Raw genomic sequence first — 22347 nt, 5'->3', positions numbered from 1 at the left:
ATGAAACAGCTGGGATTGAAATGGAAGTACGCACTTTTTGGTGCCTGTGATTTGGAGAAAAAATAAAGCAGAACCTCTTGAGAGGTTCTGCTTTATTGTCAGTATGTATGGAGACGGTGGGAGTCGAACCCACGTCCAGAAACATCGATTACTTAAGCGTCTACGAGCGTAGCCTGCATATTTATGATTTCACTCATCTTCTTGCCTGCGGGCGGGCCTTCCGAGAGCTAGTCTGTTCATCTCTTCTTACGTTCTCAGACGGGAACGCAAGCGTAGCCTACTTGGATGTGCTCTTCACAGACACATAGGCAATGTCAGGAAGAGCTCGCTGCGCTTATTAGGCAGCTAATGCTACGTTTTGGTTAAAACTGTTAGTTTTGCCAGTTATATTTAAGTGCGTGTTTACGAGATCGCCTCTCGGCTCGCAGCTCAAGCTCGATCCATCCCTGTCGAATCCGTAACGTCCCCTTGGTATAAGGGAAATACGGGAGAAAATATCAAGCTCTCACTCAAACTGGCTATAGTCTTATTATAACATGATCACGGCTCTTTTCAATTGTCAAATCCTTCAAATGAATATCGTTGTGATCTGATCGTGAACACAGTATAGCACAGGCCTGATTTTCGAATCAAGCACTATGCCTTTAGAAGCCTTTTTGACTGTCTCTGAATGCTCTTTCGATTTCCCGCTTCGCGTCCTTGCGCTTCAGGTCTTCCCGTTTGTCATAGTTCTTCTTTCCTTTTCCAAGGCCGAGAAGCACTTTGGCAAAGCCATTTTTCAAATACAGCTTTAGCGGAACGAGAGAATAGCCTTTTTCCTTTGTTAACCCGATCAGCTTGTTAATCTCCTTACGGTGCATTAACAGCTTTCTCGTACGGAGCGGATCGTGGTTATAGCGGTTTCCCTGCTCATATGGGCTGACGTGCATATTGTGGAGAAACACTTCTCCCCGTTCGATTTTGGCGAAGGAATCCTTAAGGTTTACGCGGCCGGCGCGAATCGATTTGATTTCGGTTCCTTGCAGAACGATGCCTGTTTCATAGGTTTCTTCTATAAAATAATCATGGTTGGCTTTCTTATTTTGAGATAATACTTTTCCTGACCCTTTTGGCATGCCAGAACCTCCTCTCTCTAAGGAAAAACTGTCCACCTTTTGCGATACGCTCTATTTTACCAAATGTCACGTACCGCTACAATGAAAAGCTGTTTCCGAAAGAAAGCAAATAGAGCGCTGCGGCCCTATTTGCTGGTTGAGCTGTTATTTCTTCTTTTTCCGTTTCTGTTTCGGCGCATTTTGGAAGCCGCGTTTTTTCTTTTTCTTCTTCGGCTTAGTGAACCATTCTCCTTTTTCCTCAGACGGCGCTGGAGAAACAGGTGTATTGGTGCTTTGAACGCGTTTTCTGGCAGGTTTTCCGCGTTTTCTGCTCCGGCTGCTGTCCAATTCTCTCGGACGGCGTGGAGAGCCCTTCATGCCGACGATTTCAAAGTCGATATTGCGCTCATCTTTATTGACATCGACAACCTTGACTGTGATTTCATCCCCGATGCGGAAGACGTTTCCTGTCCGCTCGCCGATCATTGCAAAATGCTGTTCGTCAAAACGGTAGTAGTCATCTGTCATAAAGCTAACGTGTACGAGTCCTTCGATTGTATTCGGCAGCTCGACGAACATGCCGAAGTTTGTCACAGAGCTGATCATGCCGTCAAACTCTTCACCGATTTTATCAAGCATGTATTCCGCTTTTTTCAGATCATCCGTCTCACGCTCGGCGTCAACTGCACGGCGCTCCATTGATGATGTATGTTCAGCGATATCCGGCAGGCGTTCAGCCCACTTTTCCTGTGTCGCTTCATCGACTTTGCCGTTGATCAAATACGTACGGATTAGACGGTGAACGATTAAGTCAGGGTAACGGCGGATCGGCGATGTGAAATGCGTATAGAATTCCGTTGACAGACCGAAGTGCCCCAAGCTTTGCGGGTCGTATTTCGCCTGTTTCATCGAACGGAGCATAACAGTAGATATAACCGTTTCCTCAGGCCTGTCACGCACAGCGTCCAGAATGCTTTGCAGGGCACGCGGGTGAATATTTCCCGCCGTTCCTTTCACCACATAGCCAAATGTCGTCACAAACTCTAAAAACTTTTGCAGCTTTTCAGCATTCGGCTCTTCGTGAATCCGGTATATAAACGGGACGTTCATCCAATGGAAATGCTCCGCTACTGTTTCATTTGCCACAAGCATAAATTCTTCAATGAGCTTCTCGGCGACAGAGCGTTCTCTGATCACAACGTCTTTAACCGCTCCTTCGTCATCGACAAGCACCTTTGCTTCTTTGAAATCAAAGTCAACGGCGCCGCGGTCCATCCGCTTATCGCGAAGAATTTGAGCTAGGCGCTCCATATCTTTGAACATCGGAACAAGAGGCTCGTATTTTTGTTTCAGCTCTTCATCATCGTCAACAAGAATTTTATTCACATCTGAATATGTCATTCTTTCCGTTGTTTTGATGACACTTTGGAAGATCTCGTGCTCTGTCACCTGTCCCTGACTGTTAATGGTCATTTCACAAGAAAGCGTCAGGCGGTCAACCTTTGGATTTAAGGAGCAGATGCCGTTTGACAATCTGTGCGGAATCATTGGGATGACACGGTCAACCAGATACACACTTGTCCCTCTTTCAAGCGCTTCTTTGTCAATCGGTGAGTTTTCGGTTACATAATGGCTGACATCAGCAATATGAACGCCAAGCTTGTAGCTTCCATCGTCCAGCTTCGTCACGGTAACTGCATCATCCAAATCCTTCGCGTCCGCCCCATCAATGGTGACAATCACCTGGTCACGGAGATCACGGCGGTCTTTCAGATCTTTTTCATCAATTGTGTCAGGCGTACTTGATGCCTGCTCCATCGCGTCGGCTGGAAATTCTCCCGGCAGGCCGTGCTTATGAATGACCGATAAAATATCAATGCCCGGATCATTTTTGTGGCCGAGAATGGTTTCAATCTCACCCTCAGCGTTCATGCGGCCTTCAGGATAGCTCGTCAGCTTGACAACAACCTTATGCCCTTCCGCAGCTCCATTTTTCCCGTTTTTCGGAATGAAGATGTCACTCGTGATTTTTTTGTCGTCCGGAATGACAAAGCCGAAGTTTCTCGTTTCTGTATACGTGCCGACAACCCGCTGAATCGCTCTTTCTAAAATCCGTATAACGGTTCCTTCCTGCCTAGAGCCGCTTGACTGTGAATTCAGGCGAACCATGACGATATCGCCGTTCATTGCCGTATTCAGCTCATTAGGCGGAATAAACACATCGCTTAACGACGTATCCTCAGGCAGCAAAAAGGCGAATCCTTTCGCATGCGCTGAAATCTTTCCTTTTATTAAATTCATCTTCTCCGGAATGCCGTAGCGGTCGCTTCTCGTCCGTACGATAAGCCCTTTTTCTTCCAAGGCGACTAACGCTTTGACGAGCTCTTTAAACTCCTCGGCTTCCGTAATTTTTAACATCTCCTCTAGTTCCTGAACAGTCAAAGGCTTATATGCCTCTTCCTTCATAAACGAGAGAAGCTTTTCCATAAATGCTTCTTTTTCCATTATCCGACCTCCTGTTGATTACCAATCGAGCTTCTCTAAAAATTCATACACATCCTGATGGACGAGGTCACGTTCTTTGTCGAGTGTAATGACATGGCCTGATTCCTCGTACCATTTCAGCTGTTTATCATCAGTTTCCACTTCGTTGTAAATAATATTGGCGCTTTCGGTATTAATCATGTGGTCATGACGGGCCTGCACCACAAATGTCGGTGAATAAATCATATCGACATTGTTCCGCACATCAGCAATTAAGTCTTGCAGCGCCTTGAGGGTATTCATCGGCGTTTTTTCAAATTCTTTCATTTCCTCTTCAATTTGCTCAGGGCTTTTCCCCTCAAACTTTTTATAATTGCGAGCGTATGAAAGAACGCCTTGATACATGACCTCTTCACTCTTAATATGCATCGGTGCGCACATTGGGACAATTCCCTTTATGGGTACAGTGTAACCCAATTTCAGCGAAAAAACCCCGCCAAGCGACAGTCCGCAGGCAGCAATGCTCTCATAGCCTTCAGATTTTAAGTATTCATAGCCATCCATTACGTTTTTCCACCAGTCTTCAGGCCCCGTATGTACAAGTTCTTCAGGCGGGACGCCATGTCCTTCATATTGAGGCGCGTGGCACGTATAACCCCGTTCATTCAAATATCGTCCCAGCATCCTTACATCCGCTGTATTTCCTGTAAAGCCGTGCAGCAAAAGCACCGCTTTGTCTCCGCCTTTAAATGTAAATGGTTTTGGTGTCACAACTTTCATGCTCATGTCTCCCTTTCTATCTGCACGATCATTATAGTTTTCCACAGTTTAATCAGAAAAAAACGTTATGAATATCAGCCAGAAACGTGAAAAAGGCCTGACTTCACATCAGACCTTATACAAACATTGCCCTATAGGATATAAGCAAGCGCAATCGTTAACACGAAAAACAAGACTGCCAGCACTACCGTAATGCGGTGCAAAATTAAATCAAGACCTCTTGCTTTTTGTTTCCCGAAGAGCTGCTCCGCTCCGCCTGAAATCGCACCAGATAATCCGGCGCTTTTACTGGATTGAAGCAAAACGACAATAATAAGTGCAATGCTGACGATAACCAATAAAGTAATCAAAACTGCGTGCATCCCTTACACCTCCAGACTCACTGGCTACATTACTTCTATTTTACATGAAAAGGGTTGGCATGTCACGCTGTATCAGACGCCAAAAGGCCGGATAAGACGTTTTGTCTTGGTTACCCTATTCATATGAAAAGGTCAAAGGAGAAAAGCGATGCCGCTTATCAGCATAGACAGCAGGAAACATCTTTTTTATGAAGAATATGGACAGGGAATTCCTATCATTTTTATCCACCCGCCGGGCATGGGACGCAAGGTTTTTTATTATCAACGCCTTCTTTCAGAGCATTTCAAGGTGATTTTTCCTGATTTAAGCGGGCACGGTGACAGTGAACACCCGGGTGAACCCGCTTCTATTTCCTATTATGCGAACGAGATCGTACAATTCATGGACGCTTTATACATTGATAAAGCTGTGTTATTCGGGTATTCCGCCGGGGGCTTAATCGCACAGCACATCGGCTTCATCCGCCCGGACAAAGTGTCACACCTGATTCTGTCAGGCGCCTACCCCGCTGTTCATAATGTAATCGGCCAGAAGCTGCACAAACTGGGAATGTATCTGCTTGAAAAAAACCCCGGTTTGCTCATGAGAATCCTCGCTGGGAGCCACACAGAAGACAGACAGCTTCGCAGCATATTAACAGGCCATATGAAAAAAGCAGACCAGGCTCATTGGCATCAGTATTATCAGGATTCGCTAGGCTACAACTGCATTGAACAGCTGCCTCGGCTAAACATGCCAATGCTTTTTATGTATGGCGGCCTGCGGGACTGGACCTTTACAAACGCAGGCTATTACCGAAGGGCTTGCAGCCATGCCGAATTTTTCAGATTGGAATATCAGGGACATCAGTTGCCGACAAAACAATGGAAAACATGCAATGAACTGGTGACAGGGTTTGTGCTGACACATCATTCAAGATAGAAAACGCTTGGATCTTCTTGCGTTTTTTCTCTTTCATTGACTTTTGTCAACAAAATCATAGTAAAAAAGATCCTCAAATTTCAAATTAAAGTAGTGAAGCATTTTACCGATCACAAGCTGCCCCGGCCTCCTTTCACCATTCAGCACACGGCTCAGTGTGGCGGGTGAGACTCCGATTTCCAGCGCAAGCTGATTAAGGGAATAATCGTTATTAACCATATACTGCAAGACATAATCACGTCTAATCTGTATCTTTTCTACTGGCACTTTCCTCACCTTCCATTCCTGAAAAAACTTTTTTCTATAGTTTTACATTACGGCTTATGTTAACTTTTGTCAATACATTTCCAGTCTACCTATTCCCTTTAGTCAATAAACATACTAAAATATGAGTAACAGTGAGGGACGGGGTGAGACATATGGAAAGCTTTGGCGAACAATTGCGGGCATTGCGCGAGGAGAGAAAGTTAACGGTCAACCAGCTGGCGACTTATTCAGGCGTAAGCGCGGCCGGCATCTCCAGAATCGAAAACGGAAAACGGGGCGTTCCCAAACCCGCCACCATCAAAAAACTGGCGGAGGCCTTAAAAATTCCTTATGAGGGGCTTATGTACAAGGCTGGTTACATCGAAGAAGTTCATGAAGCCAAGGCTCCTTATGAAACGAAGTGCAAGCTGCTCGAAAAAGCGGAGGCCTATGACCTGAAAAACCTTGCGCTTCTTGAGAACGAAAAATGGCAATATCTCAATAAAGAAGATTTGCTCATGCTCGATCATTATTTTTCGTTTATTTCAGACGAAGCCAAAAAACGGTCTGCTGATGACTGACTATTGATAGAAATGAGAGGCGATAGACCATGTCACCGTTCGGACAGCAATTACGGGAGCTGCGCCGCGCCCGCAAACTGACAGTGAATCAGCTTGCGGTGTACTCAGGCATCAGCTCGGCCACCATTTCAAAAATTGAAAACGGCAAACGCGGGACGCCAAAACCCGCCACGATCAAAAAACTGGCGTCCGTCCTGAAGGTGCCGTACGAAGACCTAATGGCCGCCGCAGGCCATATTCAGGCTTTTCCTAAAGAAATCCGCGAAGCATCTGAAAGCTATCAGTCCGTTTATGACATTTACCAGACGGCTGTCACGCGCGGAGCGGAGCACCTCCCGATTTTCAATAGCCGAAAATGGGAACATCTTTCAAAGCAGGATATTGAAAATCTCAGCAAATACTTCGATTTTTTATCTTCGGAAGCAAAAAAACGCGCTTCTTCTTCATAATCCCCTGTTCCTCTTTCTGCATTTCATCAATCACGCTTGCATACCTTCCCTCGTTATTTGCGTTATAATAGTGACAGACGAGGTGAAAAGTATGAACCAATCAGAAATGTGTCCTAGATTTGAAAAAGCAGTCGACATCTTAAGTAAACGCTGGGTCGCTTTAATCGTATTTCAGCTCTTAAACGGGTCGCAGCGATTTAGCGAAATTGAAGCAGCACTTCCAAATCTAAGCGGCAGAGTTCTGTCAGAACGGCTGAAAGAACTTGAGCTTGAAGGAGTAGTAAAGCGGGATGTCATCCCTGAAACTCCGGTTCGCATCGAATATTCATTGACCGATAAAGGAAAGGCGCTAGCCCCCATTTTAGGTGAGATTTCTAAATGGGCGACTGAATGGATTGACCCTTCCTTTCTTGACTAATTGCTAAAACGGTTCTGATCTCTAAGACGAGAAAAAGAACCGTTTTTTATTTTTTTATTTTCCAGGTGAAAAAAAGATATCTCAGCCGATATATAGTACATCCACACATTACGTTTTTAAAGGAGACCACTATATGCGACTGACGATTTCCCGCAAATTCAGCCTGGTATTTTTGACACTGATCTTGATCAATTTACTTGTAGGCGGAATAGGCGTTCTTAATATGCAGCATATCATTCAAAAAACAGATGAAATCAACACGAAATGGATTGACGGCATCAAAGACATTACCTCGATTAATTATGTAACTGAGCACCTGTCTTCTAAAGAAAAGGACTTTCTGATTTATACAGACAAAAGTAAAATGGATACACTTGATCAAGAAATGAATCAAATCATGGAAGACATTAACCAAAAGCTTGATAGCTATAAAAAAACGATCTCCACTGATAAAGAGCAGAAACTGTTCGAGCAGCTTCAAACTGAAGTGAACACCTATATCGATATTCATGCGCAAATAATCGAGAGCGGCCGCACAAATGACATGGACAAAGCAAGAGGTTTATTGGTCCAAACTGAGGCCAGCTTTGAGGATATGAAAAAAACAATCACTCAGCTTGTTGACTACAATAAAGAAGGCAGCAACACAGCAGTAAAAGAAACGAAGGCCGTCTATCAAAAAGGGCTCATTTATACTGCTCTGCTTGTGGCGGCTTCGATCATCATCAGCATTTTCATCTGGCTTTATATCGCGCGAAACATTGTAAAGCCTATCATTCGCATGAAGGAGTCTGCCAATCATATTGCCGAGGGAGATTTGTCGAAAGACATGGAGGCGCTGAACTCAAAAGACGAGCTGGGCGACCTGAATGAAGCGCTGCAAAAAATGGTAGGGAATCTGAGAGATATTGTCGGATATTCTAAAGACATATCAAGCCGGGTTCTTTCTTCTTCACAGGTGCTTGCTACCGCAACGAATGAAACAAGATCCGGCAGCAAACATATTACTGAAACGATGAACGAAATGGCTGAGGGCTCTGAACAGCAGGCCCAAGACGCTGTAACAATTGCCGAATCGATGAATGAGTTTACCGAAAGCATTGATAAAGCCTATAATCACGGCATTACAATCAGCGATACGTCTCAAAACGTTCTCGAACTCGCGGTAAACGGAAACGAAAATATGGATACGTCATTACAGCAAATGAAAACCATCCACCATATCGTTCAAGAAGCCGTGCATAAAGTGAGATCACTTGAACAGCATTCTCAGGATATCAACAAGCTCGTTCAGGTCATCAACGGGATTGCCGAGCAAACGAATTTGCTGTCCCTTAACGCCGCGATTGAAGCTGCCCGCGCAGGAGAAAGCGGCAAAGGCTTCGCCGTTGTGGCTGATGAAGTCAGAAAGCTGGCTGATGGCGTTTCTGATTCCGTGCAGGACATTACCCGGATTGTAAATGGGACACAGCAGGAAATTCACTCCGTTATTAAGTACTTGGAAAGCAGCTTTACAGAAGTCGAAAAAGGAACGGAAAACCTGACAGACACCGGACAGGCTATGCAGCATATCAAACAATCTGTCACTCATGTTGCAGACAGCATTAAGGAAGTTACGGATGGCCTGAAGCAGTTAACAAACCAATCGATTACCATCAATCAATCGATTGAAAATATCGCTTCTGTATCCGAAGAGTCGGCCGCCGGCATTGAAGAAACATTTTCAATTACCGAGCAATCCGCCCATTCGATGGATCAAGTGCTTCAAAATGCTGAGGAGTTGGAGCGGCTGTCGAAGGAGCTTAATGCAAAGATGGATCAGTTTACAATTTAAATAGAAAAAAGAGGCTGGACTCAGCCTCTTTTTCTATTCTATGCAGCTGATTGAACGTGTTTGGCTCTTGTTCTTTTTTTCTTCACCGGACTTAATGCCCTCTCCAGCCAGGCCATGAGCAAATCGGCTGCCACCGCCATCACCGCAGTCGGTATCGCCCCGGCTAGAATAATCGCAGTTCCGTTTGTCGCGTTTGATCCGCGGACAATCATGTCTCCAAGGCCTCCTGCGCCGACAAATGTGCCGATTGCTGTAATCCCAATGGCAATGACGAGAGCCGTGCGAAGGCCCGCCATGATGACAGAAAGCGCGAGCGGGAGCTCAACCATTCTGAGCACTTGGAATTTCGTCATGCCCATTGCTTTTCCCGATTCTAGGTAGGCATGCTCAATGCTGACAATCCCTGTGTACGTGTTTCGGATAATCGGAAGCAGGGAATACAGAAATAATGATACAATTACGGTATTTGCGCCGAGCCCCATAACAAGCATCAAGACGGCCAGCATAGCGAGCGCGGGGATTGTTTGAATAACGTTTGTTACGGCGAACACCCAGGCTGACAAACGGCGAAAATGCGCGATGAGGATTCCCGCCGGAACCCCGACGGCAGCGGCAAACAAAACACCGTAAGCCGACATAAGAAAGTGGCGGCCGAATTCATCCATGACATAACTGCCATTCTGCGCGTAATACGTCATTAACTGTTCAAGCACGTTCATTGACCTCATCCCCCTTTCACGATTCAAAGTAGTGATGCTTTTCTAAATATTCCTTGGCAACGACAGACGGTTCCTTTAGATTGCCGTCGACTTCATAGTTAAGCGCCTGCATCGTGGCTGTGTCGATTTTTCCGATCATTTTCTTGATGATGCCTTCAAGCTCAGGATGTTCTTTGAGAACCTTTTCCGGAACAACCGGAGAGCAGTCGTATGGCGGGAAAAATTGTTTATCGTCCTTCAGCATTTTGAGACCATAGGACTTGATTCTTCCATCGGTTGAATACGCAAGCACAATGTCCATTTTTCCGCTTTTCACCGCGTCGTACACAAGGCCGATCTGCATCGGATACGTGCCGCCGAATGTCATGCCGTAGGTTTTCGTAAAATCCTGATAGCCGTTTCCTTTGAGCTTCATCCAATAGTTATCGACGCCAAGCTTTAATTGCGGCGCCTGTTTTTTTACGTCTGATACGGTTTCTAAATGATATTGATCTGCCAGCTTTTTGCTGACCGTAAAGACGTACGTATTATCAAACCCGTAGGAGTCATACCATTTTAAATCGTATCTTTTTTTAAACTCCCGCTGAGTAAGCGCCAGCGCTTTGTCCGGGTCTTTTTCCGGTTGCATTCTCAACGTTCCTGTCAGCGCGTCTCCCGTATATCTTGTGGCTGCAATGTCGATTTCCCCGTTCATTAAAGCCTGCTGCTGCACCGCGTTGGAGCCAAGATTTTTAATTGTTGTTGTTTTGAGATCAGTATGGTGTTCGATCAACTGGCCAAGCATGCTGGCGATGATTTCTGATTCGCTCATGCTTTGCGCGCCGATTTTAATAGTCTGGTCTGGAGCGGCGCTGAGACCAGGAAGCGAACAGCCGCTCAACGTCAATGTTGCCGCAAGTGCTAAACCGATCATTAATGTAAGATATTTTCTTTTCATAAGCCGCCTCCTTATGACACTTCCTTCAACCTTTGCATGCCGGCAGGTGTCAGTTTTCGTTCAGCCACTGCCAGCACATAATCAATCACAATCGCCAATATTGTGACGGGAACCGCGCCCCCGATGATATATTCCGGCTGATATAAATTTAGTCCGATAAAAATGTAATCACCCAATCCGCCGCCTCCGATAAAAGAAGCAAGCGTGGCCCAGCCGATTAAGTAAATCGTCGATGTTCTAATTCCCGCCATGATCACTGGCGCGGCAAGCGGCAGCTCCACCAAGCGGACTTGTTCAGCCGGTGTCATTCCGATGCCTTTGCCAGACTCGAGCAAATTTTTGTTGACGCCGCGAATGCCGGTATACGTGTTGCGCAGTATCGGCAATACGGAATAGAAAAACAAAGCCACAATGGCTGGAACCTTCCCTACACCAAGGAGCGGGATAAAAAAGGCAAGGATAGCCAGACTCGGCAGCGTCTGAATGATATTCACAATGCCGATAATGGTGCCGGCTCCTTTTTTCATTCTGGTCAGCACAATGCCTAGGGGGACGGCAACCAGCACGCCTAAGATAACAGCAATGAGCGATATCGTAATATGCTCGTATGTTTTATAAAGAAGCTCGCCCCCGTTGGTTTGCAAAAATTGAACAATATGATGCATGACTTATCCCCTCCCTATGACAATACCGCGAGCTGCTTTTCTTCTCCCCAGAGGGAGTCATACACGATATCGACCAGACTTGCTCTCGTCACTATTCCGATTAAACGTCGGTTTTCATCCACAACAGGGACATATTTGACACCCCGTTTTAAAATTTTGCGGACCGTGTCGCGCAGCAATGTGCCTCCCAATACTGTGTATAGATCTTCATGTAAAACCTCTCCTACGAGATTGGCCTTTTTCCGGCATTGATCAATGATTTCAACATCGACATAACCTTGCAGAACGTGGTCGTCATCGACGACAAGCAATGAATCTACCCGTTCCTGCCTCATCAGCTGAATTGCATCAGAAAGCGTTTTGTCCGCGGTGATCGTTACAGGCTGAGTATTCATAATCTGGTCAACCCGTTCAACATCCGGGCTGGATGACTGAATCAGCCGCTCCTTGCCGATAAATTCCTCAACAAATTCGTCTGCCGGATTTCTCAAAATGTCATCGGGCGTTCCAATTTGAACGATTTCTCCCGCTTTTAAAATCACAATCCGGTCTGCCAGCTTAATCGCTTCATCCATATCGTGGGTAACAAATACGATGGTTTTATGTAAGGTTTTTTGCAGTTTTTTAAATTCTTCCTGAAGGGAATCCCTCGTAATCGGGTCGAGTGCCCCGAACGGTTCATCCATTAAGATAAGCGGCGGCTCCGCGGCAAGTGCCCGTAATACACCAATTCGCTGCTGCTGCCCCCCGCTTAATTCATGAGGGTAACGGTCTAAATATTCTGGCCCCATATCGACCAATTTTAAAAGCTCACGCGCCCGCTCTTTCCGTTGCTGTTCCGGCCATTTCAGCAGTTTTGGGACGAGTGAGATATTCTGCTGAATGGTCATATGGGGAAACAAGCCGATTTGCTGAATCACATAGCCAATTTTGCGCCTGAGCTCTACAGGATCCTGTTCCATAATGTTTTCGCCGTCAATGAAAATCTTCCCGGCGGAAGGCTCAATTAATCGGTTAATCATTTTCATCGTTGTCGTTTTTCCGCAGCCGCTCGGCCCGATAAAACAGATAAATTCGCCTTTTGCAATCTTAAGATTCACGTTGTTCACGGCTTTTTTGCCGCCCTTATATGTTTTCGAGACATTTTCTAATGTCAGCAAACATCGCACCTCCAAAATTAAGTTTATTCAATTTGTTCAGTTTAAATTTAATTTTTCAGACAATTGAATGCTTCCCATTATAGATTAAAGTTTATAAAATAAAAAGTTTACAATTTGTTCATATTATTTATAAAGTATGTGTAAACGCTGATTTACCCGCATTGACGTGTGTTGATCTCCTTATTGCTCCAATTTCCTGCCAAATTCTCTTTTGACAGCATTTTCGCCGTATCAAAAATGTGGTATATTGACATCGGAATTGTTAGCTGAAAGGATGAAACCGTTGGAGAAAGATCCGTTAACGATCATTGAACAAGCCGAGGACCATTTTATAGAAAGAATTGCGGAAAACATGCATGCATTTGGAATGCCCTCTACCGTCGGACGTGTGCTGGGCATTATTTATATGAATCGAAAACCGATGACGCTTACCGAATTATCTGAGGCCACCGGTATGAGCAAAACACGCATGAGCCAGGTAGTGCGGGAAATGCTTGATGCCAATATTGCCGAGAAGGTGTTCGAAAAGGGCGTCCGAAAAGATTTATATGAGGTTGAACAGGATTACTATCAAACGTTTATCACGCTGTTTTCAGCCACTTGGAGCAAAGTCGTCAGCAAAAACAAAATGATGCATAAAAAACTCAATCGGGAGCTGCTTAGCGTGTTGGATGAAGAGCTTACTCCTGAAGCGGAAGAAAAAGTGAATGAGCTGCTGAAGGAATTAAAGGAATGGCTCGATTATTATAATTGGCTCAGCCGTTTGATTGAGTTTTTTGAGAGCGAAGACATTTTTAAATATGTGCCGAAGCCGTAAAAAACGCCCTGTTATTACAAGGCGTTTTTTCTTATGCAGCACTGGCCAGGTTTTTCTTCTTTTTCTTTTTAATCGGGCTTAACGCTCGTTCAAGCCAGCCCATGACCAAATCGGCAATCACCGCCATCAAAGCTGTGGGGATTGCTCCAGCTAATATAATCGCGGTTCCGTTTGTGGCGTTTGATCCCCTGACGATGATGTCTCCGAGACCTCCTGCTCCGACAAATGTACCGATGGCCGTAATGCCGATGGCAATGACAAGCGCAGTGCGCAGACCGGCCATTATGACCGAAAGCGCAAGCGGAAGCTCGACCATCCGCAGCACTTGAAATTTTGTCATCCCCATTGCTTTTCCGGATTCAAGATAAGCATGTTCAATGCTGATAATCCCTGTATACGTATTTCTGATAATCGGCAGGAGAGAATACAGAAATAATGACAATATCACCGTATTAGCGCCAAGCCCCATGACAAGCATCAGCACGGCGAGCATGGCGAGAGCCGGGATCGTCTGAATGACGTTCGTGACCGCAAAAACCCATCCGCTTAATCTTCTGTATCTGGCTATCAGGATGCCGAGCGGAATTCCAACAATGGCAGCAAATAAAACGCCGTACACCGACATCAGAAAATGGCGGTAAAACTCCTGCAGCACGTAACCGCCGTTTTGCGAATAGTAAGTGCCAAGCTGCTGTAGTACTTCCATATGATCCGCCTCTTTTCTTAGTCAAAATAATGATGTTTCTCTAAAAATTCCTTTGCTACGACAGACGGCTCCTTCAGCTTGCCATCCACCTCATAGTTCAGCTCCTGCATCGTTTCCGTATCGATTTGCCCAATCAGCTTATTGATCACACCCTCAAGCTCGGGATGCGTCTTAAGCACCTTTTCCGGAATCACCGGTGAACAGTCATACGGCGGGAAGAAACGCTTATCATCTTTTAAAATTTTCAAGTCATAGGCTTTAATCCGTCCATCCGTTGAATAAGCCAGAACGGCGTCCATTTTCCCGTTTTTGACTGCGTCATAGACTAGCCCGATCTGCATTGGATACGTTGTGCCGAACTCAAAACCATATGTGCTGACAAAGCCTTTATACCCGTCGCCTTTTCGTTTCAGCCAAGCATTGTCGACGCCTAATTTATATTGGGAGGCATTTTTCTTCAGGTCAGACACGGTGTTAATATGCTCCTTCTCCGCAAACTTTTTTGTTACGGTGAAGGCATATGTGTTATCAAAGCCGTAGGAATCAAACCATTTATAAGAAAAGCGCTTTTGAAACTCGTTCTGCACAATGTTCAGCGCTTTTTTCGGATCTTTCTCCGCTTCCTTGCCGAGGGTGCTTGTTAAATCAGTTCCGGAATAGCGCGTGGCAGAAATATCAATGTCACCGCCCAGCATCGCTTGGTGCTGCACATAGTTTGACCCGAGGTTTTTCACTAAAGCGGTATTCAAATCTGTATCATGTTCAATAAGCTGCGCGATCATATTCGCTACAATTTCTGATTCAGTCATGCTTTGCGCCCCGATTTTGATCGTGTCGTCTGAAGCGCCGCCGAGTCCCGGCAGAGAACAGCCGCTTAGCAGTATGACAAAGCCGAGAGCGCACACGCCAAGCCATTTGATTTTTTTCGTTTTCAACAGAGCCAACTCCTTACGAAACTTCCTTCATCCCTTGCAAGCCTTTCGGCGTCACCTTTCGTTCTGTCACAGCCAGCACATAATCAATGATAATGGCCAGAATTGTGACAGGCACGGCACCGCCAATGATATATTCAGGCTGATACAGGTTCAGGCCGATAAAAATATAGTCCCCGAGGCCGCCTCCCCCGATAAACGACGCAAGTGTCGCCCAGCCGATTAGGTAGATCGTTGATGTGCGGATCCCTGCCATGATGATGGGAATCGCCAGCGGGATTTCGACGAGCCGAATCTGCTCCCAGCCGGTCATGCCAATCCCTTTTCCCGATTCCAGCAGGTTTTTATTTACACCTTTAATGCCGGTATACGTATTGCGCAGGATCGGCAGCACCGAATAGAAAAATAAAGCGACAATCGCCGGTACCTTTCCTACGCCGAGAAGCGGAATAAAAAAGGCTAAAATCGCAAGACTCGGCAGGGTTTGCACAATGTTTACGAAACCGATAACCGCACCTGCGCCTTTTTTCATTCTGGTAAGAGCAACACCGAGCGGCACTGCAACGATAATGCCCAATACAACGGCTATGAGTGAAATATATAAATGCTCTCCTGTTTTATACAGCAGCTCTCCGCCGTTCGTTTGCAAAAAAGTCATCATTTGATTCATCTTAAAAGAGCTCCTCCCCTGGTCAGATCGTCATGAGCTGGTTTTCCTCGTCGCCCCAAATGGAATCGTACACGATATCAACAAGGCTCGCTCTTGTCACAATCCCTGCTAAATGGTTTTGTTCATCGACGACCGGAACATACTTGATCCCCTGCTTCAAAATTTTTCGGACTGTATCGCGAAGTAGCGCCCCTTTTTGAACGGTATATATATCTGAGCGGTATACATCGCCAACGATGCTCGCTTTTTTGCGGTTTTGATCAATCATTTCCACATCAACATAGCCCTTCAGCACGTTTTGCCGGTCCACAACTAGCAGCGAGTCAACACGTTTTTCTCTCATCAGCTGAATCGCCTGAGAAAGCGTTTTGTCCGCAGATACCGTCACCGGCGTTCTGTTCATCATTTGCTCTACCCGCTCAATATCCGGTCTTGACTGAATCAGGCGTTCTTTCCCGATAAATTCTTCAACAAATTCATTTGCCGGGTTCCGGAGAATCTCATCAGGTGTGCCGACTTGAACGATTTCTCCCGCTTTTAAAATCACGATTCTGTCAGCAAGCTTAATCGCTTCGTCCATATCGTGGGTGACAAACACAATCGTTTTGTTTAGTGTTCTCTGCAGTTTTTTAAATTCTTCCTGAAGGGAATCACGCGTAATCGGATCAAGCGCTCCGAACGGTTCATCCATTAAAATGAGAGGGGGTTCCGCGGCAAGCGCGCGCAGCACGCCGATTCTTTGCTGCTGTCCGCCGCTGAGCTCATGGGGATAGCGGTCTAAATATTCCGGACCCATATCCACAAGCTTTAACAGCTCTCGCGCCCGTTCCTTCCGTTTTTCCTCAGGCCATTTCAGCAGCTTTGGTACGAGTGAGATGTTCTGCTGGATGGTCATATGGGGGAACAAACCAATCTGCTGAATCACATAGCCGATTTTTCTCCTCAGCTCAACAGGGTCCTGTTCCATAATATTTTCTCCGTCGATAAAGATCCTTCCAGACGATGGTTCTATCAGCCTGTTGATCATCTTCATCGTTGTCGTTTTTCCGCAGCCGCTCGGGCCGATAAAACAGATAAACTCACCTTTGGCAATATCTAAATCAATGCTGTTCACAGCTTTTTTGCCGCCTTTATATACTTTTGACACTTGTTCCAATTTCAGCAATCCGTGCACCTCCGCAGGTTTCCATTAAATTTTCTGAAAAGTATAATCCTTATTATAATTTGAACTTTGTAAAATAAAAAGTTTACAATGTGTTGAAATTATATGTTATTTATAGATTATTTATTGTTATGACCGAGACGGAAAGGGTGTTCTTACAATTACGCCGGATACCTCCCACTTCCTCTGCATTCAGCTATTTTCAACATCAGGAAGAAATATGATATATTGACACCATCAATTGCCATTTGAAGGGATGATCAGCTGTGAAAAAAACCGCTCTCGACATCATTGAACATGCTGAAGAGCATCTCATTGAGAAGATTGCCGAAAATATGCATACGTTTGGAATGCCTTCAACTGTCGGACGTGTGCTCGGAATTATTTATATGAATCGAAAACCGATGACCTTAAGCGAGCTCTCTGAGGCAACGGGCATGAGCAAAACACGGATGAGCCAGGTTGTTCGTGAAATGATCGATGCCAATATCGCCGAAAAGGTGTTTGAAAAAGGCGTACGAAAAGACCTTTATGACGTCGAGCAGGATTATTATCAAACCTTCATTTCTTTATTCGCGGCGAATTGGACAAAGGTCGTGAGCAAAAACAAAGTGCTTTATAAAAAATTAAACCGGGAGCTGACTGATCTTTTACAAAGGGACGGGCTTACCCCGGAAGCGGAAGAGAAGGTCAATCAGCTGCTGAATGAATTAAAAGAATGGCTTCATTACTATGACTGGCTGAGCAGGTTGATTGAATTTTTTGAGAGTGAGGAAATCTTTCAGTATGTGCCGAAAACAAAAGAAAGCAGCTCTCTAAAATAAGGGAGCTGCTTTTTTGCATCATGAAGTTAAGACCGGAAACATGCCTTTCAGCCCGGCACCAATCATCCCGACCGCAACCACGGCTAAGATTAATCCCATCAGTCTGGTAATCACATTCATCTCGGTTTTTCCGAGTTTGCTGCTAATGAAAGCAGAATAGTGGAAAAAGAGAAAGGTCAGGGCAATCACTGCGGCTATGCCAATCATGACAGCGACATAATGACCAATGCCACTATGACCGGCGGAAAGGCTCATCACTGTTGCAATCGTTCCGGGCCCCGCAATGATCGGAATGGATAAAGGCGTGACTGATATATCGGCTTTTTCCTTGCTTTCCTTATGTTCATCATGATGAAGAGACTGCACGTGTGATTCTTTCGCATTCAATAGATTATAGGCAATGCCGAAAATGAATATGCCGCCCGCCACTCGGAGCGCATGAATGTTGATATCAAACAGTTTAAAGATAAGATGGCCGAAAACTAAAAAAGCCGCCAAAATAAAAAAGGATAAAAGAGCCGCCTTCCGGGCAATCGCTTTTCTTTCCGCTGATGTATAGCCTTCTGTCAGCGTCAGAAATATCGGTACGTTTCCGATCGGATTTGATACTGCGAATAAAGAAATGAAGACGTGAACGATGAATGAGAACATCATATACCTCCTTGTTGGTATTGTCTGCACAGAAAATAGAATTATTCTTCCCCCTTTTACCCGGAGGTGATTTCCCGGTAAACCTTTATAGCCTGTCAGAAACGCTACCCTTATTCGCAATATAAAATCTCTGACGTTTTTCTTGAAACTGCTGAAAAGTCGATTTGGATGTAGAAATTAAGTTTAAGCTGGGCGGTGAACAATTCGATATTGATGTCCACAAAGACCAGATTAAAAAATGAAAAGACCTTTATAAAGCTCTTCTCCGCATCGCTGAAACAACCTATGAAAATGACATTTTAATCAATCAAGCGGAGCAAAGCTTAGATAAAGCAGTGACGATTCTTCACCATACCCGCCCTGAGCACGTCAATTGAAACGCAATATAAAGACTGACCGAATTCGGGTTCACTTGGCTGACATCCGTTCGCTCGCAGTATCATATCAAGAATTTTGGAGATGTATTTGAGAAATATATGAATAACTAGCATAAAAAAAGACACAGCTGCTATAAGGCTCATGTCTTTTTTTGTATGAATATTGATTACTTTACAACTTTTTTCTTTTATAATAAAACTATTAGTCTATTTTCCCTATATTACAGGTAAAGGAGTTATTTTATGTATTGTCCTCAATGCGGCCATCAAACTGATGGCGGAAAGTTTTGTGAGAAATGCGGTTCGCCGCTCCCTGGTCAATCAGGCCAACAGCAGACAGCTCAGACTGGAGCCGCTGCAAAACAAGCAGCAAAACAGTTCGGTTCATTTGTCCTGGCCGTCCTGAAACGCCCTTATCAGGAATGTAAAGCAACAGGCGGAGAGCAGTTGATCAGCGCAATCATTACGATGGTTCTTTTCAGTTTGCTGACCCCTTTGATGTTTTATATTCTTTTTTCAGACGGTCCCGGAAGCGTAAGCTTTACAGCAATCTTCTTAGAGCCAACCATTTATTTTATTTTATTTCTATTTGGCCTGCATGCATGCATCTTTTTCGCCCTGAAAATCGCGGGGAACCAAGTGTCTTTTAAAGATTCATTCTCAAGATTCGGAGCGTTTCTCATTCCGTTTACGGCTATTTTGATTCTTGCCCTTTTCTTCTTTTTATTACATACAGACATTTGCTTTACTATATTAGCCGTTGGTTTAATCGGTGCATTCTTCGCCATTCCTCCTGCGATGCTGAGCAGTTACCAGCATTCATATAAAGGGAAGGTTGATGTCATTTACTCAACGATTGTGATTTATCTGATCATCTGCGTCACATTTCAGCTTATTATCGAACACTATGTCAAAGAGATTTTCCGTTATATGCTCTTTTAAAAAGAACCCCATCACCTGCTGGCGATGGGGTTCTTTTATTGAATAGACGTTAAGTAAATTCTCTTATTCTTCACTACGCCGGTATAGGTCCAATTATATGTTCTGAGCTTCGGACTGCCGCCTGATTTTGTGATATAGAATTCCTCATACGTCTTAATCGTGATAGCTGAACCATTTTGGCTCCAGCTTTTCACCTCATAGTTATTAAAGTCTTCTGTTGTCCCCTCTTTATTTAATTTCGCCACAAGATGCTGCTGGTCGGAATAAAGGGAGCTGCCTTTCTCAAGGCTGTCTTCCATTAGTGAGAAATTATTTTGATTGACGGCATCTGCCTGACTTTGCAGATAACTGCCCATAAATAATGTCACTTGTTCATCTGTAACATCGCCGCTTGCAGAGTTTCCACTGTCTTTGTTTTTCGAACCAGCCCAAGCCGATGTGTATGTCTCTGGTTTATCATTTTTGATTTTCTTTATATTTGTGCCTGCAGATTCGAATGTTGATTCTGCATCTTCAAAAATCCACTTTTTCTGTTTTTTATCATATGAAAGAAGATATTCATAACTCGGACTGTCATCAGTCATTTCAGATTTTGAATAGTCGCTATACGAAGAAGACTGGTGGAGTTCTTTTCCTGTTACCGATACCTGCCACGTCCCGTCGTTTTTCTGAGAGAGGGCAAATGTATCCAAGTCAAAATCAGTTTCCAAGTATCTATCTTTTAAGTATGAGTCCGTACTTTTCATAGAATCGACGGTATCCTTCGTCTCAGCCTTCCATTTGGCACTTGCCTCTGTCATCTGGGCTGTATTTCCATCGGATAGCGCTTTGGAGTATTGTTTTGTTGTTTTGACAATTGTGTTCATAATCTGTTCCTGTGTATCTTGATCAGGAATTAACGTTAACTCCATTTCTTTATGTTCGATAGGAACGCCGGCTGTTTTTGTTTTTCCCCACGGAAATTCCGCCTCGACTGAAGCTGTCATTGATCCATCTGTCAGCAGCGGACCGTATGTTACGGATTTGAATGGATCTTTATGAATCGACTTGCCGTTAATCAGCAAATCTCCCTTCCCGCTCTTGATGTCATCCGCTAAGCTGAATGTCACATCGTCTGCTTCCAATGAGAGGTCTACACGAAAGCTGTTATCGCCAACCGCCTGAATGTCTTCTTTTTTCACAAGATCGACGACATCGTTTTTCAGTTTGGCTGAGACTGTATATTCACCGGGAATGTACGGACCAAGGGTTTGTGCTTGATCGGCTTTCTTTACAGATCCAGCTTCCTCTTTATTGATATATAAATCGGTATTTTTATAATTGCTGGCCACTTCAAAATAAACAGGTGCTATCTTTAAGTCATAATGATCAAATACCAGCAGGCTTTTCCCGTCTTTTTCCGCATATACAATGTCCTTCTGGGCTGCTTCATCACGCAGCGATGCAAAAAGTTCATCCTTTTTGTCTGGATGGTCCTTCAAATATGTAAGAAACGGTTTTACATTGTTTTTAGTGAGCTTCAGCTTGTCATTTACCGGTGTGAGAAGAGACGCGATTTGGTCCTTGTCCTCATCATTTACGGCCTGCTCAAACTTGTCAATTAACCTATCCTTTGAAGTAAAGTACGCTCCGGTTTTATATGCGGCGAATAATATAACGCACGCTGCGGCAATGCTGCTCCATAAAATGATGGTTTTCTTAGGGATCGGTTTTCGCGGAGCCTGCCTCGTTTCGGCAGTGCTTGCTGTTTCTGGATCGGCCTGTTTACTGCTCCCTCCGATCGGGGTGCCGCATTCTTTACAAAACTTGGCCCCTTCATTATTCTTAGTACCGCAATTCTTGCAAAAAAACATGACTTCCCTCCTATTCTACTGAATTGATAACATTTACTACTTTTCATATTTTATAATAAAACAGAATGAAATTGGGAACGAATGAAAAAATTAAATGTCTATCAGACTAAAAAAGGTGGTAAGAATATGCAAAAGCTCAGGATCGAATTAAGAGAAGATACAAATGACGAATTATATGATCTATTGCTGCTCGCCGATCCGTCCAAAGGCATTGTAGATGAATACCTTGAGAGGGGAGAATGTTACACGGCTTGGGCCGATGATGAGCTTGCAGGTGTTTATGTGTTGCTAAAAACAAGGCCGCAAACGGTTGAAATTGTAAATATTGCCGTAAAAGAATCTCTTCAGAAGAAGGGCTTTGGCAAACAGCTTGTACTTGACGCCATCGAAAAGGCGAAGGATCTGGGGGCGGACACAATTGAAATCGGCACGGGGAATTCAAGCATTCATCAGCTTTCTCTCTATCAAAAATGCGGATTCCGCCTTCAGGCAATCGACCATGATTTCTTTATCAGACACTATGATGAAGAGATTTTTGAAAACGGGATTCAATGCCGCGATATGGTGAGGCTTTATTTGGATCTTTCATAAAAGAGCTGATGGCTTTTTTCCCGGTATCCCGCTGCATTCCATGTCTCACTGATATGATAAAAAAGCCAGCATGAGAGTCAGACCGACAGACAGATATAATCAGCATCCATAAACACTAGAAGGCCTGTGTAAACAGCTGCTGAAAGAGGTTCTACAATCAGAAAAAATAAG

Annotated in this window: 24 protein-coding genes, 1 other RNA gene and 1 pseudogene; 10 read left to right on the top strand and 16 right to left on the bottom strand. The window is 44.6% G+C overall.

The features are described 5' to 3' along the window. Positions 1–105: 105 nt before the first annotated feature. The 5 genes from ssrA to secG form a co-directional block, all read right to left on the bottom strand. Positions 106–468: a transfer-messenger RNA gene (gene ssrA, locus ACQXR1_RS02825) on the bottom strand. A 176-nt stretch (positions 469–644) separates the two neighbouring features. Next, positions 645–1115, bottom strand: coding sequence for an SsrA-binding protein (smpB, locus tag ACQXR1_RS02820; protein WP_003220025.1), 471 nt, complete (start codon positions 1113–1115; stop codon positions 645–647). 144 nt (positions 1116–1259) lie between these two features. After that, on the bottom strand, positions 1260–3599 hold the full coding sequence (gene rnr / locus ACQXR1_RS02815; RefSeq protein ID WP_014665394.1) for a ribonuclease R: 2340 nt from the start codon (positions 3597–3599) through the stop codon (positions 1260–1262). An 18-nt stretch (positions 3600–3617) separates the two neighbouring features. Further along, on the bottom strand, positions 3618–4358 hold the full coding sequence (locus ACQXR1_RS02810) for an alpha/beta hydrolase (RefSeq protein WP_003242610.1): 741 nt from the start codon (positions 4356–4358) through the stop codon (positions 3618–3620). Between the two features lie 131 nt (positions 4359–4489). Next, entirely contained in the window at positions 4490–4720 is a 231-nt protein-coding gene (gene secG, locus ACQXR1_RS02805) for a preprotein translocase subunit SecG (RefSeq protein ID WP_003220028.1), read from the bottom strand. Between the two features lie 148 nt (positions 4721–4868). On the opposite strand from secG, the gene ACQXR1_RS02800 reads away from it, so the two are divergent. Then, entirely contained in the window at positions 4869–5642 is a 774-nt protein-coding gene (locus ACQXR1_RS02800) for an alpha/beta fold hydrolase (RefSeq protein WP_069838724.1), read from the top strand. 33 nt (positions 5643–5675) lie between these two features. Here the strand turns inward: ACQXR1_RS02800 and ACQXR1_RS02795 are convergent, their stop codons facing one another. Beyond that, the gene (locus ACQXR1_RS02795) at positions 5676–5909 is read right to left on the bottom strand and encodes a helix-turn-helix domain-containing protein (protein ID WP_009968172.1); all 234 of its coding nucleotides are present in this window, start codon (positions 5907–5909) and stop codon (positions 5676–5678) included. Between the two features lie 152 nt (positions 5910–6061). On the opposite strand from ACQXR1_RS02795, the gene rghR reads away from it, so the two are divergent. The 4 genes from rghR (at position 6062) to ACQXR1_RS02775 (ending at position 9170) form a co-directional block, all read left to right on the top strand. After that, on the top strand, positions 6062–6469 hold the full coding sequence (rghR, locus tag ACQXR1_RS02790; protein WP_014665397.1) for a transcriptional repressor RghR: 408 nt from the start codon (positions 6062–6064) through the stop codon (positions 6467–6469). Between the two features lie 29 nt (positions 6470–6498). Next, positions 6499–6918: a helix-turn-helix domain-containing protein gene (locus ACQXR1_RS02785; RefSeq protein ID WP_014665398.1), complete on the top strand. Its 420-nt coding sequence runs from the start codon at positions 6499–6501 to the stop codon at positions 6916–6918. Positions 6919–7009: 91 nt separating this feature from the next. Beyond that, positions 7010–7336, top strand: a complete 327-nt coding sequence (gene catR / locus ACQXR1_RS02780) for a catDE operon transcriptional regulator CatR (RefSeq protein WP_003242888.1) — start codon at positions 7010–7012, stop codon at positions 7334–7336. A gap of 133 nt (positions 7337–7469) precedes the next feature. After that, positions 7470–9170 (top strand): methyl-accepting chemotaxis protein, encoded by a 1701-nt coding sequence (locus tag ACQXR1_RS02775; protein WP_243571498.1) that lies wholly within the window; start codon positions 7470–7472, stop codon positions 9168–9170. A gap of 38 nt (positions 9171–9208) precedes the next feature. On the opposite strand, the gene opuBD is transcribed toward ACQXR1_RS02775, so the two are convergent. From opuBD to opuBA, 4 genes are read right to left on the bottom strand one after another with little or no spacing between them, the layout of a single operon-like run. Then, on the bottom strand, positions 9209–9889 hold the full coding sequence (gene opuBD / locus ACQXR1_RS02770) for a choline ABC transporter permease OpuBD (RefSeq protein WP_071580896.1): 681 nt from the start codon (positions 9887–9889) through the stop codon (positions 9209–9211). A 16-nt stretch (positions 9890–9905) separates the two neighbouring features. Further along, positions 9906–10826 (bottom strand): choline ABC transporter substrate-binding lipoprotein OpuBC, encoded by a 921-nt coding sequence (gene opuBC / locus ACQXR1_RS02765; RefSeq protein WP_136653759.1) that lies wholly within the window; start codon positions 10824–10826, stop codon positions 9906–9908. Between the two features lie 11 nt (positions 10827–10837). Next, positions 10838–11491: a choline ABC transporter permease OpuBB gene (opuBB, locus tag ACQXR1_RS02760; protein ID WP_069838720.1), complete on the bottom strand. Its 654-nt coding sequence runs from the start codon at positions 11489–11491 to the stop codon at positions 10838–10840. A gap of 14 nt (positions 11492–11505) precedes the next feature. Beyond that, the gene (opuBA, locus tag ACQXR1_RS02755; protein ID WP_243571500.1) at positions 11506–12651 is read right to left on the bottom strand and encodes a choline ABC transporter ATP-binding protein OpuBA; all 1146 of its coding nucleotides are present in this window, start codon (positions 12649–12651) and stop codon (positions 11506–11508) included. A gap of 283 nt (positions 12652–12934) precedes the next feature. On the opposite strand from opuBA, the gene ACQXR1_RS02750 reads away from it, so the two are divergent. Continuing rightward, positions 12935–13468 carry a GbsR/MarR family transcriptional regulator gene (locus ACQXR1_RS02750; RefSeq protein WP_003243347.1) on the top strand — a complete coding sequence of 178 codons (534 nt, stop codon included), beginning with the start codon at positions 12935–12937 and terminating at the stop codon, positions 13466–13468. A 31-nt stretch (positions 13469–13499) separates the two neighbouring features. On the opposite strand, the gene opuCD is transcribed toward ACQXR1_RS02750, so the two are convergent. The 4 genes from opuCD to opuCA are packed head-to-tail and all read right to left on the bottom strand — an operon-like array spanning position 13500 to position 16941. Then, a complete protein-coding gene (opuCD, locus tag ACQXR1_RS02745; protein ID WP_040081795.1) occupies positions 13500–14174 on the bottom strand; it encodes a glycine betaine/carnitine/choline/choline sulfate ABC transporter permease OpuCD in 675 nt (224 codons plus the stop codon). Between the two features lie 17 nt (positions 14175–14191). Next, positions 14192–15109 (bottom strand): osmoprotectant ABC transporter substrate-binding lipoprotein OpuCC, encoded by a 918-nt coding sequence (gene opuCC, locus ACQXR1_RS02740; protein ID WP_430771690.1) that lies wholly within the window; start codon positions 15107–15109, stop codon positions 14192–14194. Positions 15110–15122: 13 nt separating this feature from the next. Next, positions 15123–15776, bottom strand: a complete 654-nt coding sequence (opuCB, locus tag ACQXR1_RS02735; protein WP_003228349.1) for a glycine betaine/carnitine/choline/choline sulfate ABC transporter permease OpuCB — start codon at positions 15774–15776, stop codon at positions 15123–15125. Positions 15777–15798: 22 nt separating this feature from the next. Next, a complete protein-coding gene (opuCA, locus tag ACQXR1_RS02730) occupies positions 15799–16941 on the bottom strand; it encodes an osmoprotectant ABC transporter ATP-binding protein OpuCA (RefSeq protein ID WP_003243370.1) in 1143 nt (380 codons plus the stop codon). 263 nt (positions 16942–17204) lie between these two features. On the opposite strand from opuCA, the gene opcR reads away from it, so the two are divergent. After that, positions 17205–17762: an opuC operon transcriptional regulator OpcR gene (gene opcR, locus ACQXR1_RS02725; protein WP_014665408.1), complete on the top strand. Its 558-nt coding sequence runs from the start codon at positions 17205–17207 to the stop codon at positions 17760–17762. Positions 17763–17780: 18 nt separating this feature from the next. On the opposite strand, the gene ACQXR1_RS02720 is transcribed toward opcR, so the two are convergent. Further along, positions 17781–18416 carry an NAAT family transporter gene (locus ACQXR1_RS02720; protein ID WP_103031017.1) on the bottom strand — a complete coding sequence of 212 codons (636 nt, stop codon included), beginning with the start codon at positions 18414–18416 and terminating at the stop codon, positions 17781–17783. Positions 18417–18512: 96 nt separating this feature from the next. Here ACQXR1_RS02720 and ACQXR1_RS02715 point away from each other — a divergent pair. Continuing rightward, positions 18513–18901 (top strand): annotated as a pseudogene (locus ACQXR1_RS02715) (YvbH-like oligomerization domain-containing protein); the annotation flags it as partial. Positions 18902–19033: 132 nt separating this feature from the next. Continuing rightward, the gene (locus tag ACQXR1_RS02710; RefSeq protein ID WP_069150330.1) at positions 19034–19732 is read left to right on the top strand and encodes a zinc ribbon domain-containing protein; all 699 of its coding nucleotides are present in this window, start codon (positions 19034–19036) and stop codon (positions 19730–19732) included. Between the two features lie 35 nt (positions 19733–19767). Here the strand turns inward: ACQXR1_RS02710 and ACQXR1_RS02705 are convergent, their stop codons facing one another. Then, positions 19768–21585 carry a zinc ribbon domain-containing protein gene (locus ACQXR1_RS02705; RefSeq protein ID WP_430771689.1) on the bottom strand — a complete coding sequence of 606 codons (1818 nt, stop codon included), beginning with the start codon at positions 21583–21585 and terminating at the stop codon, positions 19768–19770. Between the two features lie 126 nt (positions 21586–21711). Between ACQXR1_RS02705 and ACQXR1_RS02700 the strand changes: the two genes are divergently transcribed. After that, positions 21712–22176 carry a GNAT family N-acetyltransferase gene (locus tag ACQXR1_RS02700; RefSeq protein WP_134975097.1) on the top strand — a complete coding sequence of 155 codons (465 nt, stop codon included), beginning with the start codon at positions 21712–21714 and terminating at the stop codon, positions 22174–22176. Positions 22177–22347 lie beyond the last annotated feature (171 nt).

The sequence above is a fragment of the Bacillus sp. ATD genome (genome assembly GCF_050585765.1).
Classification (GTDB): Bacteria; Bacillota; Bacilli; order Bacillales; family Bacillaceae; genus Bacillus; species Bacillus stercoris.
Note: the sequence above shows the minus strand (reverse complement) of the source record. Positions and strands in the feature narration are given on the sequence as shown.